The sequence below is a fragment of the Sorangium sp. So ce128 genome (assembly GCF_051525245.1).
GTDB classification, from domain to species: Bacteria; Myxococcota_A; Polyangia; order Polyangiales; family Polyangiaceae; genus Sorangium; species Sorangium cellulosum_B.
This window is the reverse complement of the sequence record NZ_CP150313.1, coordinates 11394528-11409045: the sequence shown is the minus strand read 5'-3', so window position 1 is coordinate 11409045 and position 14518 is coordinate 11394528. Positions and strand designations below refer to the sequence as shown.

13 protein-coding genes are annotated in these 14518 nt (G+C 72.3%); 5 read left to right on the top strand and 8 right to left on the bottom strand.

All coding sequences use genetic code 11. From position 1 onward, the window contains the following. Positions 1-499: 499 nt before the first annotated feature. Both WME82_RS43290 and WME82_RS43285 read left to right on the top strand, forming a co-directional pair. The gene (locus WME82_RS43290; protein WP_438040069.1) at positions 500-868 is read left to right on the top strand and encodes a hypothetical protein; all 369 of its coding nucleotides are present in this window, start codon (positions 500-502) and stop codon (positions 866-868) included. Continuing rightward, positions 865-1863, top strand: coding sequence for an Rpn family recombination-promoting nuclease/putative transposase (locus tag WME82_RS43285; RefSeq protein WP_438040068.1), 999 nt, complete (start codon positions 865-867; stop codon positions 1861-1863). Before WME82_RS43290 ends, WME82_RS43285 begins: the two co-directional genes overlap by 4 nt. A 15-nt stretch (positions 1864-1878) precedes the next feature. Here WME82_RS43285 and WME82_RS43280 read toward each other — a convergent pair whose 3' ends face one another. Beyond that, positions 1879-3609 (bottom strand): DUF3344 domain-containing protein, encoded by a 1731-nt coding sequence (locus WME82_RS43280; protein ID WP_438040067.1) that lies wholly within the window; start codon positions 3607-3609, stop codon positions 1879-1881. Then, positions 3609-5435 carry an OmpA family protein gene (locus WME82_RS43275; protein WP_438040066.1) on the bottom strand — a complete coding sequence of 609 codons (1827 nt, stop codon included), beginning with the start codon at positions 5433-5435 and terminating at the stop codon, positions 3609-3611. The genes WME82_RS43280 and WME82_RS43275 overlap by 1 nt, the downstream gene beginning before the upstream one ends. A 790-nt stretch (positions 5436-6225) precedes the next feature. Between WME82_RS43275 and WME82_RS43270 the strand changes: the two genes are divergently transcribed. Together WME82_RS43270 and WME82_RS43265 are read left to right on the top strand one after the other, a co-directional pair. Then, positions 6226-6774 (top strand): HD domain-containing protein, encoded by a 549-nt coding sequence (locus WME82_RS43270; protein WP_272102011.1) that lies wholly within the window; start codon positions 6226-6228, stop codon positions 6772-6774. Positions 6775-7216: 442 nt separating this feature from the next. Continuing rightward, positions 7217-7603 carry an SPW repeat domain-containing protein gene (locus tag WME82_RS43265; RefSeq protein WP_437854331.1) on the top strand — a complete coding sequence of 129 codons (387 nt, stop codon included), beginning with the start codon at positions 7217-7219 and terminating at the stop codon, positions 7601-7603. 16 nt (positions 7604-7619) lie between these two features. Here WME82_RS43265 and WME82_RS43260 read toward each other — a convergent pair whose 3' ends face one another. The 6 genes from WME82_RS43260 to WME82_RS43235 form a co-directional block, all read right to left on the bottom strand. Further along, positions 7620-8822, bottom strand: a complete 1203-nt coding sequence (locus WME82_RS43260) for an exo-beta-N-acetylmuramidase NamZ family protein (RefSeq protein WP_438040065.1) — start codon at positions 8820-8822, stop codon at positions 7620-7622. Between the two features lie 79 nt (positions 8823-8901). Continuing rightward, positions 8902-9780 (bottom strand): tRNA pseudouridine(38-40) synthase TruA, encoded by an 879-nt coding sequence (truA, locus tag WME82_RS43255; RefSeq protein WP_437854327.1) that lies wholly within the window; start codon positions 9778-9780, stop codon positions 8902-8904. Positions 9781-9801: 21 nt separating this feature from the next. Further along, positions 9802-10215 carry a hypothetical protein gene (locus tag WME82_RS43250; protein WP_438040064.1) on the bottom strand — a complete coding sequence of 138 codons (414 nt, stop codon included), beginning with the start codon at positions 10213-10215 and terminating at the stop codon, positions 9802-9804. A 10-nt stretch (positions 10216-10225) separates the two neighbouring features. Continuing rightward, on the bottom strand, positions 10226-10768 hold the full coding sequence (locus WME82_RS43245; protein ID WP_438040063.1) for an AgmX/PglI C-terminal domain-containing protein: 543 nt from the start codon (positions 10766-10768) through the stop codon (positions 10226-10228). A gap of 310 nt (positions 10769-11078) precedes the next feature. Next, positions 11079-11624 carry a 16S rRNA (guanine(966)-N(2))-methyltransferase RsmD gene (gene rsmD, locus WME82_RS43240; protein WP_437742354.1) on the bottom strand — a complete coding sequence of 182 codons (546 nt, stop codon included), beginning with the start codon at positions 11622-11624 and terminating at the stop codon, positions 11079-11081. Positions 11625-11661: 37 nt separating this feature from the next. Beyond that, a complete protein-coding gene (locus tag WME82_RS43235) occupies positions 11662-12804 on the bottom strand; it encodes a hypothetical protein (protein ID WP_438040062.1) in 1143 nt (380 codons plus the stop codon). 284 nt (positions 12805-13088) lie between these two features. Between WME82_RS43235 and WME82_RS43230 the strand changes: the two genes are divergently transcribed. Further along, positions 13089-14516 carry a phosphomannomutase/phosphoglucomutase gene (locus tag WME82_RS43230; RefSeq protein ID WP_438040061.1) on the top strand — a complete coding sequence of 476 codons (1428 nt, stop codon included), beginning with the start codon at positions 13089-13091 and terminating at the stop codon, positions 14514-14516. Positions 14517-14518: the final 2 nt, after the last annotated feature.

The window sequence follows — 14518 nt, the reverse complement described above, 5'->3', positions numbered from 1 at the left end:
CAACCGACCCAGGTTGGGCCAGAAGCACGGGCGCGTGTGAGGGACGATTGAGAGATGAGATGGTTTGCCTTGTCGTAATTGCGCGACACCGCTCGATGCCATCTCATGAATCGCGTCCAAAAATAGATTTCTTTCTCATGGTCAACCTGTCTGCGACTTGCTAGCGAATCGGCCTCAGAGACGGCGCGCCGCCGACGCCGTATCGGGCGGTGCAAGACCGATGCTTGTCCTTCCGCGCCGCGGAGGCGCTTGCCCCATCACGACGGCCGGTTGCACCCGCCGGCCAGGAGGATCGACCCATGGGCGTGCACGTGATTCTCGACATCGATCCGCGAGGCATCGACGAGGCCGAGTGGGCAGCCACCTACGACGAGACGCTCGCGCTCCTTTCGGCGTGGCAGCCGCGCCTCCTGGGTTGGGGCTGGCGCTCGATCGAGGGGGTGCGGTGCTCCGCTCTGCGGATGCGATGGGCCCGAACCAGCGAACCTGGGTGCGGGCGATGGCGTGGAGTGTGATGACGGTGCTCGCGGGCCTCCGTGGCGGGAACTCGAAGATCGCGGAGGCCCTCGACGACGCGGAACAGGGGAAGCGTCTGCTCGTACGGATGCTGGCCGACGGATCCCCGGTGCTCACCGAGGACGCGTGGGATGGTGTCCTTGCAGAGAGCAAGGCAGACGTCATCGCGTGGTGGGTCGCGCTCGTCAGCATGCGCGCCAGCGAGCTGCACGCGTCGCAGGTCTGCCGTGCCTTTCTCGAGAACGCGGAGCTCCGGGCCTATGCGATCGCCATCGGCCGTGACGAGCGGGAGATGCGTGAGCTCGGCGAGCTCGCTGCCAAGGTGCGCGCCGGCGGCGGTGGTGAACGATGACACCCACCCCTCATGACGCCCTGTTCAAGTCCACGTTCAGCCAGCCGGAGCACGCGGCCGGGGCGCTGCGCCAGGCGCTGCCTGCAGCCCTGGCGGCCCGCATCGACTTCGCGTCGCTGGCGTTGCAACCTGGCAGCTTCATCGACGAGGCGCTCGCCGCGAGCCACAGCGATCTGCTCTTCACCGTCAGGCTGGAGCGAGCGTCGCTGTTCATCTACGTGCTCTTCGAGCATCAGAGCACGACGCACCCGCTGATGGCGTTTCGGCTGCTCACGTACATGGTGCGGATCTGGCAAGGTTACCTGGAGCGCCACCCGAGGGCGACGCTCCTCCCGGCGATCCTGCCCGTGGTGCTGCATCACAGCGAGGGTGGCTGGAGCGCGGCGGTCTCGTTCCAGGATCTGCTGGAGGTGCCGCCGGAAACGCTGGCGCTGATGGCCGAGTATGTGCCGCAGTTCCGCTTCGTGCTGGACGACATCAGCCAGGAGACGGACGCGGCGCTGCGCGCGCGGGCGATGACGGCGCTGGGGCGGCTGGTGCTGTGGTGCTTCCGGCATGCGCGCGATCCCGAGGATCTGGTGGAGCGCCTGTCGGCGTGGCGCGACGTGGTCCAGGAGGTGCGTCGGGCGCCCGACGGAGGGGCTGCGCTCGTGCGCGTGTGGCGGTATATCTTGAGCATCGCCGACCCGCGCGAGCCCGACAAGCTGCTGCCGAGGCTGCTCGTGGCGGCGGGACCGGATGCCGAGGAGGAGATCGTGACCATCGCAGATTACCTTCGCGAGGAGGGGCGCCGGGAGGGCCGGCTGGCGGGCGAGCGAGAGGGCCGGCTCGAGGGGCAGCGGAGCACGTTGCTGAAGCAGCTCCGGCTGCGCTTCGGCGAGCTGCCGCAGCCGATCGAGGCGCGCATCCGCGCCGCCGACGCCGCGCAGATCGAAGGCTGGACCGAGCGTGTGCTCACCGCGCCCACGCTCGACGACGCGCTGGCCGAGCGCTGACGCGGCGGTGAACGTCTACCCCCTGCGCCGCCGGCAGAGCAGACCGGCCAGCGCGAGCCCCGCGAGCCAGCCGGCGCTCCCATCCCGGCCTCGCGGGCTGGCCGCGCAGGGGCCGAGCATGCCGCTGCCGGCCGCGTAGAAAGACTCCGGCACCACGGCGACCTCGGTCGGCGGCGCGCCCGGGGCGTCGCCGTTGCCGTCCGTCGGATCGTCGCTGACCGGCGCGCCGAACGCGCCCGCCGCGGCGATCTTCGCCTGGTTCTTGATGAGGTCCGGCGCGTCCGCGTCGACCGTCACCTCGAAGCGCACCGTGACGCTGCCGTCGACAGGGATGCTCCCGCCCTGCGCGCCGTCCGCCCCATTCCCGAGCCAGAACGTGACGGTCCGCGTCGCGGGATCGTACTCCCCGAGGTCGTCGCCAGGCGCGTCCGTCTGGGGACCGGCGTTCGGCCCGTCGACGATCGACAGCGAGCCGGGGACGAACGTCACCCCAGCAGGCAGCGCGTCCGTCAGCACCGCGCCCACGGCCTCGTCATTGCCCGTGTTCGTCGCCGTGATGCGGTATTCGACGGCGTCCCCGCGGTAGGTCGGCAGCCCGCCGAGGTCCGTGGCCACCTTGCTCGATTTGCTGAAATCAGGCCCATAGTTGGAGATCGACGTCACCCACCCCGCGAGGAAATAGAGCTCGTCCCTGCTCGTGGCGACGAGCGTGGCCCGATCGTCCCCCGGCGTGAGCTTCGCGCTGACGTCCACGATGTCGATGTCGACCCCCGACATGCTCTGAGGTGTGCCCGGGATCCTCGGGAGATCGCCCTCCACCGACACCGCCTTTCCGAGCGCCGAACGGGTGCTGTTGAAGAAGTTGTCGGCGGGGTTCAGCTCGTCGCTCAGCGCCTCGGCCAGATCGGGCTTCCCCGGGTTCTTGGGGTTGAAGAACACGCTGTCACCGGTGTTCGAGTTGTCGCCCTCGAACGCGACGATGCCCAGCTTCGCCACGAAGCCGGCGTCGGGCACCTTGAAGCCCGAGAGCTCGACCTGCTGCCAGCCCACGTCGGAGACCCGGTCGAGCCCGTCGAACAGCGCGAGGTTGCGCATCGGCGATCTCGGCGCCTCGTAGAACACCACCATCCACCACGCCACGAAGACCACGTCGTCGTCGCTGTCCCTCACGTCGACGACGTCCACGCCGCCCACCCGGTAGGCCCCGGCGCCGCTCTCCTTCACGATCGAGGTGATGTCGGCGACGGACTGGTAGTTGTGCGACTCGTTGGGTTTCCCCTGGTTGATCACCGTCTCGACCGAGTCGATGGCGGTCACCGTGCCGTCGTAGCCGCCCGCGTGGTGGAGCTCCACCTCCGGATCGGCGCCGGCGGTGTTGCGCGCGGCCCAGTACAGGAACGCGTGGGTCACCGCCGCCCCCTCGGGCAGCGTCAGCACCGCGGTCGTGCGCGCCATCTCCGGGGTGATATCGAGGCTCGCCTCCGCCCTGCCGTCAGCAGGCGAGTCGGACCGCCAGAAGAGATCGGGCCCCGACTCGACGGTCGACTGGCCGCAGGCGCCCATCGTGCCCTCCGTGGGCCTCGGCGTCGCGGAGCGGCACTCCTGCCCGATCGAGCTCCCGATGAGGGCGAAGTCGCCCTGCTGATCGACCTGTACACGCAGCTTGGGCTCGGCCGTCGCGCTGGCGGTCGTGAGCCCGATCAGCGTGAGGGACGCGAGCCCCGTGATGCTCAACTGCTTTCTCATCAATCCTCTCCGGTCTCTGCCTGCGGCTTGTACGCGGCCTTCTTGATGATGTTGAACTGGACTCGCCGGTTCCGCTGCCTCCCGGCTTCCGTCGCGTTGTCGTCGATGGGCTGCTCCCGGCCGTAGCCCTGGGCCGTCAGCCGCGTCGAATCGATGCCGCGGCGGACCAGCGCCGCCATGACGGAGTTGGCGCGGTTCTGCGACAGGATCCTGTTGTGCTCCACCGTGCCCCGGTTGTCGGTGTGACCCTGGATCTCGATGAGCACGATCTCCGGGTGCTCCTTCAGCACCTCGGCGACCTCGTCGAGCAGCGGATCGCTCACCGGCTTGATGGTGGCCTTGTCCGTGTCGAACTGCACCTGCTGGAGGATCACCACGTGCTTCTCGGTCACGCGCACCGCCTTCGGGCAGCCGTGCTTCTCCGGGTCCGGATCCGCGAAGCCCTTCTCCCTCGGGCAGGCGTCCGTGTCGTCGCGGAACGTGTCGCCGTCGGTGTCGCGCGGGCAGCCGTTCTTCGCCGGATCCTTCGAGCGGACCCCCTTGACGTCGGGGCAGGCGTCCTCGGCGTCGGCCACGCCGTCGTCGTCCCGGTCCGGCGGGCAGCCGTTCTTCTTCGGGTCGTCGCTGCGCACGCCGGCGATGGCGGGGCAGGCGTCCTCGGCGTCGACGATGCCGTCGGCGTCGCGGTCCGGCGGCGGCGGGCAGCCGTTCTTCTTCGGGTCGTCGCTGCGCACGCCGGCGACGACGGGGCAGGCGTCCTCGGCGTCGACGATGCCGTCGGCGTCGCGGTCCGGCGGCGGCGGGCAGCCGTTCTTCTTCGGGTCGCCGCTGCGCACGCCCGGCACGCTCGGGCACGCGTCTTCGGGGTCGCCGATGCCGTCCCTGTCCTGGTCGGTCGGCTGCTCCGGCGTGAAGGCGGCCATCGCGACGGCGCGCACGTCCGGCGTCCCGATGCCCGAGGTGATCCCCGGCCCGACGCCGATGCCCGCCTCCATGAAGGGCAGGAATCGATACCTCGCGTCGAGGAGGAGCTCCGCGTTGGTCGAGCGACTGCTGATGTCCTCGAGCACCATCGCGGCGCTGAGCTCCGGCCCCACCTGGAGCCGGCCGTCCAGCGCGAGGAACCCGACGCCGCCGCCCAGCGTGAGCATCGTCCCCTGCGCCACGCCGCCGAACGACTGGGAGCGCCGGACCTCGGTGCCCAGCGCGGTCGACCAGACGAGCCGATCCATGCGGCCGCCGGCCGCGACGTACGGCATCGCCCGGATGCTCCCGTCGCTCACGAACGAGTCGTCCGCGCCGGTCGGCAACCAGAGGTAGGCGCCGACGGCGAGCTGGAACGGGTCATGGTACGCACCATGGAGCTGCAAGCGCGCGCCGAGCCGCACGTCGCCGAGCGCCGCGCCGCTCGGCGACGGGAACTGCTGGCCGCCGCCGCTCGGGCTGTCCCCGGACTGCAGCGCGGTGAGCGGCGCATCGAGGTCGACGCTCAGCTTGTTCCAGAGCGGGAGCGACGCGCCCAGGCGGAACGTGAGCTGATCGCTGACGACCGCGCCGATCTCGGCGCCGTCGCGCTCGCGCCGCAGGACCAGCGGGTTGCTCGCGTAATCGGCGAGCAGCATCACGTGCGGTGTGAGGTGCCCTGCCACGAACGGCGACGGCACGCTGAACATGCGGTCCCCGGCCGGCGCCGGCACGAAGCGGCTCAGGGCCATGCCTCCGGGGTTGACCGGCGCGTCCTGCCCGTGCGCAGGCGCGGGAAGGAGAGGGACGACGACGAGGGCGGCCAGCGCGGTGGCAAGCGAACGGAGAGGCCAAAGTCTCATGAGGTGGCACCCTGCATCGGCGGGTTTCGCATGACGATATAAGACGCTGTCGCGGATGAGTATACAGGTCGGCAAGTGCGGAGTCTTGAACAACGAGCGACGTCGTCCGCATGTTCGTAGGACTTGCGCGCACCTCCCCGGACCATTCCCCGACCATTTTCCCCGACCATTCCGCGCCACCCCCAGCGCATTTCCCGATCCGCTGAACGAACGAGAGGCGATCGCGCGCAGGCGGCGCGCGCTTCATCGCAGCGACGCCGCCGCGAGCGGGCCGTGCCGCGCGGGCGAAGTCGACCTCGTCGAAGAGCGCATATCCCGCGCTGCCCGCCGGACGACTGTAAAGAGAGGGACCGTCGAGCCGCAGAGAGGGCCGGGAGAACCCATGTCGTCGCGGCGGCCCCGGCGCGATGCGGTCCGACTCCAGGGTCGGTCGCTCCAGCCACCCTCGCGAATGGCCAGCGCGACGGCGCGACCGCTCCGGCGCCCCGTCGCGCTGGCGCGAGGCGGGCGCCCGGGCCGGCAGCGCGGGATCGCCGGCGATGCGGCGGCGCGCCGCACACCTCGCCCGGCGCGCCCTTCGTGGCGCCTGCCCGCCGCGCAGCGAGCGCGCTCGGCGCACGCCGCTCACCGAGCTCGTGGCACGCCGGGCGCTCGAACCGCCGCGGCCTTCGAGGGCGAGCCTCGAACGGCGCGGGGTCCGATCCGGACGGAGGACCTGCTGGACGGCACAGGGGGCGCTCGGGCGCCTGCGCTCTGGACGCCGAGCGGCTATGGTTGGCGGGACATCGCGATGGGCACCCTCCTCAAGCGTGCGCTCGACCAGGCGGCGGTCTGGCATCGAGCCCAGAAGCGCAAGTATCCGAACGCCGACGTCCCCTACATCAGCCACCTCGCCGGCGTGGCGGTCCTGCTCGCGCGCCACGGCTTCGACGACGAGGTCGTCGCGGCCGGCGCGCTGCACGACGCCATGGAGGACCAGGGCGTCACGTTCGACGAGCTGAGCCAGCGCTTCGGTGATCGCGTCGCCACGCTCGTCCGCCACGTGACCGAGCAGGACAGGGCGCTGCCCTGGGAAGACCGCAAGCGGCTCTATCTCGAGGCGTTCCCGAAGAAGCCCTGGGAAGCGCAGGCGATCACGCTGGCTGACAAGATAGACAACTTCCAGTCGATCATCGTCTGCGCGCGCGAGCACGGCGATCCGTGGTCGATGTTCAAGCGCGGCAGGGACATGCAGATCGCGAGGTTCGAAGAGCTGCGCGCGATGTGCCGCGGCCTGCCGCCGCACCCGCTGCTCGACGAGTACGGGGCCGTGCTCGATGAGCTCCTGTCGACGGGCTGAGCGCCGGATCCGCGGGGGGCTCGGCGACGCGCTCCGGGGCCTCGGGCTCGGCGGCGAGCGGAGCTCCGCCCGCGGCCAGGAGATCCTGAAAATCGAGGCCTCGGAGACACGGTGTGTCTCGAACGTGCGCGAGGTGACGGCGACGCGCGCTGGACTCCGGAGAGGCCCTCTCGGGGCTGCGCGCTCGGTGAGAGCAAGCGTGAAGGGTCCAGCGCTCCCGTGAGCCACCCTGCCCCGCTCCGTGCCGGATCGGGTTCACTCGCGCCCTCCGCTCCCTTCATGTGAGCACGACGAGCACCCCTCCTGCCCGTCCCGGGCGAGCGACAACCACCCTGATCCTGGCCGGCGCTGCGTTCCGGAGCGGCCGGGGCGCGCGCGCCGACAGCCGCTCACCGGCACATGCGATGCACCGGGTGAGGGGAGCTCCTCCAAGGAGGCACCGATGAAGCTTCTATCTCCCCGCCATCATGGATACGTCGATTACGCGGTCGTCGTCCTGCTCGCGCTCGCGCCGCTCGCGCTCCGCCTCGATCCGGTGCCCACGGCGGTCTGCTACGTCGCCGCCGTGGCGCACCTCGTCGTGACGCTGCTGTCCGATCAGCCGCTCGGCGCCGCCAGGATGATCCCGTTTTCGGTGCACGGCGCGCTGGAGACCTCCCTCGCCGCCGCGCTGCTCGCGTCGCCCTGGCTGTTCGGGTTCTCCGCCGAGCTCCCGGCGCGGACCTTCTTCGTGGTCACCGGGCTCGCGCTCGTGCTCGTCGCCCTCACCACGAGGTACTCGACCGGCGCCGCCTCCCGGCAGGAGCCGTACGACCGCTACGATCGCTGAGCCGCGCGGGCGGCGCTCAGCAGGCGGAGACGGCCGCCTGCGCCTCCCGCATCACCTCGGGCCAGGCCGGATCCGCGCGCGACACCTCCATGGCGATCGCCAGCGGATCCTCGCCGGCCGCGATGGCGAGGCGCGCGGCAGCGGAGCCGGTGAGCAGATCGAAGGCCGGGATCGTGTCGACGTACTCGTACCGCTCGGTGCGGAAGCGGAACTGCTCGGGCTGCTGCCTGCAGGCGAACGCGATGAGCGCGACGTACGTCGCGACAGGGCGGAAGGCGCGCGGATCGGTGACGTGGATCTGGACGCCGCCGCAGATCTTGCCCGCGTGCTTCTGGAAGGTGGGCCGGAAGGTGAGCGGCCGCGCGACGAAGCCCGGCAGCGCCGTGGACGCGAGGCGCGCGGCGAGATCGCGGCCGTCGAGCCAGGGGGCGCCGACGATCTCGAACGGGCGCGTCGTGCCGCGGCCCTCCGACAGGTTCGTCCCCTCCAGCAGGCAGCCGCCCGGGTAGACGAGCGCGGTGTCCGTCGTCGGCATGTTGGGCGACGGCAAGACGAACGGGCGATCCCACCCGGACGCGAGCGCCTCCCGGCGATGACCCTCGACCGCCACGACCTGCAGCCCGCAGGCGACGTCGCCGAGCGGGATGCCCTCGCGCCGCGCGAAGAGCGCGACCAGCTCGCCCACCGTGAGCGAGTGGCGGATGGGCACCGGCTCCAGGCCCACGAACGACAGGAACCCCGGCGCCTGCGTCGCGCCCTCGACGCTCTCCGCCGCGCCCCCGAGGGGGTTCGGCCGGTCGAGCAGCACGACGTGCACGCCCGCCGCGTGGGCCGCCCGCAGCGCGAGGAGCGCCGTCCAGACGAACGTGTAGTACCGCGCGCCGACGTCGGCGAGATCGATGAGGAGCACGTCGATCTGCGCGAGATCCGCCGCGGAAGGCGAGAGATCCTCGAAGCTTTCGCCGTACAGGCTGACGATGCCCGCGCCGGAGCGCGCGTCGACGCTGCTCATCACCGTCGCCATGTCCTGCGCCTCGCCGCCATAGCCGTGCTCCGGGCCGAAGAAGAGGCGCGGGCGCACGCGGAGGCGCTCGAGGACGAAGGCGATGTGGGTCAGCTCGCGATCGACGCTCGCCGGGTGCGCAAGGACCCCCAGGCGAGTCGAACGGAGGCGCTGGAGCTGCGGAAGATCCGGGAGGCGGTCCAGTCCGACGTGCACGTCGCTGTGCTACCAAGGCGAGCGCGTGCCGTCCATGCGTCCGCGGTGGATTCTGTGTGACGCGCGGCGACGGGCGGCGTCACTCCTCGGGGGCGCTCTCCGCCAGCGCGTCGAGGTCCATCGGCGCGGCGTCGTCCGCCGAGCCTCCGTCGGAAGGCCCCGCCGGCCACGCCTCCTGCCCGTCGTCGCGCAGGTGGATGCGCTCGAGATAGAGCCCGTCCGGCGGCGCCGTGATCCCTGCGTCGCGCCGGTCCAGCGACGAGAGAGCGCGCGCGATCGCGCCGGGCGCGAGGTGGCCGCGCGCCACGTCCATCAAGGTGCCGACCAGGATGCGCACCATGTTGTGCAGGAACGCGTTCCCCTCGACGTCGATCCGCACGACGCGCGGGTCCGCGGGATCGAGCGACAGCTCGACGCCGTACAGCGTCCGCACCGTGGTCGTCCGCTCGTCCGCGCTCGTCCGGAACGCGGCGAAGTCGTGGGTGCCCTTCGCGGCGAGCGCCTCGGCGCGCGCCCGCTCGATCGCCTCGTCCGTGATGCCCTCGACCCGCCAGGCGCGACGGCTGAGGAACGGGTCGCGGACCAGATCCCGGAGGACCAGGTAGCGGTAGCGCTTGCGGAGGCTCTCGAAGCGCGGCGAGAACCCGAGGCGCACCACGGCCGCGCGCCGGATCACGATCTCTTCCGGGAGGTGGCGCGCGGTCGCGAGGACCCAGCCGCGCGGCGGCAGCGGCGCCGTCGTGTCGAAGGCGACCCGCTGGTCGCGCGCGTGGACGCCCGCGTCGGTGCGGCTCGCGCCGCGGATCTCGCGGATGCCGGGGTCGATGACGCGCAGCGCGCCGAGCAGCTCTCCCGAGACCGTGCGCTGGTCGCGCTGGCGGGCGAAGCCCGCGAACGGGCGCCCATCGTAGGCGACCGAGAGCAGGATCCCCCGGCTCGAAGCGGCGCTCCTCGCCACGGCGCGATCGACGCGCGCGGCCTAGCCGCCGCTCCCCCCGGCGCCGCCCGCGCCGCCCGAGCCGCCCGCGCCGCCGGCACCACCCGCGCCGCCGGCACCACCCGCACCGCCGCCTCCCCCGTCGCCGTCCGAGCCGCCGTCGCCGCCCGTGCTGGCCGAGGAGGTCCGCGACGCATACCCCTTGACGCACTCCGGGTTGACGAGGCCCTCCGCGTTCTTGCAGCACTCCTCAGGGGCCGCCAGCTGGCCATTCACCACGCAGGCCGGGAGCTGATAGCAACCGTCCGGATCGTTCTCGATTCCCTGGTCGGCGTCGAGGTTGTTGTCGCAGAGCGCCGTGGTTCCTTCATCGACGTGGCACGCGGCGCTCTGCAGGACGAGCGGCGCGAGCGCGAGGAGGAGCAAGCTGGCCATCCGGGGGGGGAGCGTTCGCATCGGCTGCTTCCTATTGCTTGATGGTGAAGTTGATCGGAACGTTCACCACGACGCATCCGCTCTGCGGCGGAGGCAGTGATTTGCCGCGGAAACGTCCCAGGACGCAAGACGCAATCTCGCCCGAGCCCACCGTGTCGTTGAGGATCGAGGCGCTGCACACCGCGCCGTTGGAGGCGACCTGCACGCTCACCGTCAGCTTGCCGGAGACCTCCGAGGTGCGCAGCGCGCGGTTATAACAACCCTGCGCCGAGCGAGCGAGCCCCAGGACGGCGGAGTCGAGCGCGGGCGAGGTCGCGCCGTCGCCGCACTTGCCGGAGCAAGGCGACTTGCCGGTGGTGGCCGGGCCCTGCCCCGACGCGACCTTGCCGGCGTCCACGCCGGCGTCCTCGACCTCCTCGACGGGCGGCGGCGGCGGGGGCGCGAACAGCGGCGGAGGCTCCGCGGGCTTCTTCTCGGCGGGGACAGCGGCGGTCGGCGCGGCAGGCGGCGCGGCCGGCTCCGGGCGCAGCTTCCAGTAGAGCAGGCCCGCCATGAGCGCAGCAAGGACGACCATTCCTGCGATGTAAGGCCCAGGGCCGCCGGATTTTCCCGGGATCTGCTGGGATGACGGAGGCATCGATGCGGACACGTTGAGAAGTCCTCCCGGAGAGACGCGCGAGGTCCGGCCGCTTCGGCGGGACCGTCGTGCGCCGGAGCCGAGACGCGGGCGCGTCCGGCGGGGGCGAGTCTACAAGGGCGGGCAGGGAAGCGCGCCAGGAAACTGGATGCGCCCCGGATGAACACGACAGCGCCGCGCGGAGGGCTGCTCGCGCGTGGCTGGCGCGCAGGCGGCTCAGCGCGCGTGGCTGGCGCGCGCAGGCGGCTCAGCGCGCGTAGAACGACACCGCGGTGTCACCGTAGGCGCGGCTCGCGGTGCAGGTGAGCCCGGCGATCTCCGGGGAGGGATCGCGGCGCGCGTGCTCGAGGACGAGGCGCCCCTCCGGGGCGAGCAAGCCGAGCGGGCCGGCGAGGCGCGCGGCCGCCGCGGCGGCCTTGGCCAGGACGGCGTAGGGCGGATCGAGCAGCGCGAGGTCGAAGGGGCCCTCGTCGCGGAGCAGATCGAGCGCGCGCTCGACGGGGAGCGGGACGACCCGCGCCGCCTCGTCGAGGCCGAGCGCGGCGAGGTTCTCGCGGAGCACGGCGAGCGCGGGGCGGCCGCTCTCGACGAAGACCGCGCGCCGCGCGCCGCGCGAGAGCGCCTCGATGCCGAGCGCGCCGGTGCCGGCGTACAGGTCGCAGACGAGCGCGCCGGTGACGTCGCCGAGCGAGGAGAAGAGCGCCTCGCGCACGCGGTCCGCCGTCGGCCGCGTGCCCTCGCCGCGCGGCGCGGCGAGCCTCCGCCCGCCGAGCCGGCCGGCGATCACCCGCACGGTCGTCCCCCCGTCATCGCGGGCAGCGAGGCAGAGCTCACCAGCGGTACGTCACGTCGACGCCGCCGCCGCCGAGGCCGACGCTGGGCTGCACGCTCCAGCCGGCGCGCTCCGCGGTCTGGCCGTCGCTCGTCACGAGCAGGTACGCGCCGACACCCGCGGACGCCACCGCCAGCGGGTAGAAGACGTACTGGAGCGCCATGAACGTGTCGGCCCTCTCGCAGAGCTCGATGCCCTTGCGGGCCGTCTTCGCGTCGGCGGTGAAGTCGTCCTGGATGGCCCTGCGGTTCTCGAGCGCGCAGACGTCCTCGACGTTCTCCGTGAACAGACCTCGATAGGCCACGTACCGCGCGTCGCTCTGGATGCTCGCGACCTGGACGGAGCTGATGACGGCGACGGAGCCGAACACCGCCCCCGCGCCGAGGCCGATGAACCCGCCCATGCGCTTCCAGTTGGTCTGCGTCGACTCGGCTGGCATCTGGCTGAGCGCGACGTCCGTCGTGGCGACGGGCAGGACCACGACCGACGCCTGGGAATCGAGGAAGCCGGCCGACTTGACGCGCACGTCGTGCGGCCCGGCGGTGACCGTGAAGGTCGCCTCGCCGTTGTGCACGTTGCCGGCGGGCTTTCCGTCGATGAAGACGCTCGCCTGCGCGGCGCCCGTCCTCACGCGGAGAGCCCCGCTCGGCGGCCCGCCGGTCAGCGTCGCGATCGCCTGCGTGGCGATCTTGCGGAGCGGCTCGTCGTTGGCCTCGGTGAGGTTCGCGCTGTACTTCACCGGCACGCTCGATTCCGGCTTGCCGCGGGTCCAGAGGTGCAGCTCGCCCTCGACCTCGGTGTCGCTCCTGCGGAGCATGCCCCAGATGTAGCGGTCGCTCTTGATCTGGTCGGCGATGCGGGCCTGGCAGCCCGCGTCGGGACGATCGTCGCACTGGAGGGAGAGCGTCAGGACCTCGAGCGAGAAATCCTCCTCGCGGACCGACCACCCCGGGGCCTCCTTGATGGCGGAGCGGAGCGCCTGGGTCAGCGCGCCGGCCTGGTCGTAGGCGTCGTCTGTCCGGAGGACGACGACGGTGATCGGTAGGGCGGTGGGCGACGGCTCCGCCGCACGGGCGGCGTTGCTGCAGGCGAGGAGGGCCACCACGGCAGCGAGACCGGTCCTCTGTGCGCGCGTCATCATGTGGTCCTGGGCTCCACGCGCCCAAGTTACCCGCCCGGCGGCCAGGAAGGCAATCCGTGAGCCGGCGAGGCGGCGGCGCGGCGGCGCGATCGCGATGTCGGCGAGGCGAGGGGGCGTGATCGCGGTGACGGCGCGGCGAGGCCGCGGCGATCGCGACGACGAGCCGGCGAGCCCACGCTGCGCGGGCGGCGTTTTTCGTTTCGCCCACGATTGCGCCGTGTCAGAGCGTCGTAGGCGCCGGCCCGCCTTGCAGCGCGGGCGCCGCGCGCTCCTCTGCCTGGTCCATGAAGGTCCCCCGACACATCTTCCGCGAGTACGACATCCGCGGCGCCGCCGAGCGCGACCTCACGAGCGAGCTCGCGCGCGAGCTCGGCGCCGCGTTCGCCCTGCTCCTCGGCCGCGAGCTCGCCGCGGGGGCGCCTCCTCGCCGGGCTCGGCCGGAGGTGGCGGTCTGCCGGGACGGCCGCCTCTCCAGCGACCGGCTGTTCTCCGCCCTCACGGAGGGCCTGCTCGCGGGCGGCGCCGACGTGATCTCCGCGGGGGTCGGGCCGACGCCGCTGCTCTACTTCGCGGCGCACCACCTCCACGCGGACGGCGCGATCATGATCACGGCGAGCCACAACCCGGCGCCGGACAACGGGTTCAAGCTCATGCGCGGCAAGGCCTCGTTCTTCGGCGAGGACATCCAGGCGCTCGCCGACCTCATCGAGGAGGGGGGCGCCGATGGCCGGAGCGCCGCGGCGGCGCGGGGCGCGCTCACCGAGGTCGAGCTCACGGAGGACTACATCGCGGCGGTGCGCGCCGCGGCCCGCCTGCCCGGCACCGACGTCCGCTTCGTGATCGACGCCGGCAACGGCGCGGCCGGCCCGCTCGGCGTCCGGACGCTCGAGGCGCTCGGCTTCGCGCCGGACGCGCTCTTCTGCGACATCGACGGCCTCTTCCCGAACCACCACCCGGACCCGACCGTGCCCGAGAACCTCGAGGCGCTCCGCGCCCGCGTGCTCGCGACCGGCGCCGCGCTCGGCGTCGCGTGGGACGGCGACGGCGATCGGATCGGCGTGGTCGACGAGCGCGGCGAGGTGCTCTGGGGGGACAAGCTGCTGCTCCTGTTCGCGCGCGCGCTCCTCGCGGAGCGCCCCGGCTCGGCCGTGCTCGGGGAGGTGAAGTGCTCCGAGACGCTCTACGCCGACATCGCCGCGCGCGGCGGGCGCCCCATCCTCTGGAAGACGGGCCACTCGCTCATCAAGACCAAGATGAAAGAGGAGGGCGCCCTGCTCGCCGGCGAGATGAGCGGGCACATGTTCTTCGCCGATCGGTGGTTCGGGTTCGACGACGCGATCTACGCGACGGTCCGCCTGCTCGAGATCGTCGCCCGGGCGCGACGGCCCCTCGGCGAGCTGCTCGCCGACGTGCCGGAGACCTTCGCCACCCCCGAGATCCGCGTCGACTGCCCCGACGCCGTGAAGTTCGAGGTCGTCCGCCGCGTGACCGAGCACTTCCGCCGCGCCCGTCCGGTCGTGGACATCGACGGCGCGCGCATCGACTTCGGCGGCGGGGCCTGGGGCCTCTGCCGCGCCTCCAACACCGGCCCGATCCTGGTGCTGCGGTTCGAGGGGCGGTCCGTCGCGGACCGCGACGCGGCCCGCGCCGAGGTCGAGGCCGTCGTCACCGCCGCCGTCCGCGACGCCGTCGCCGCCGCCCCGCTCCCGTGACC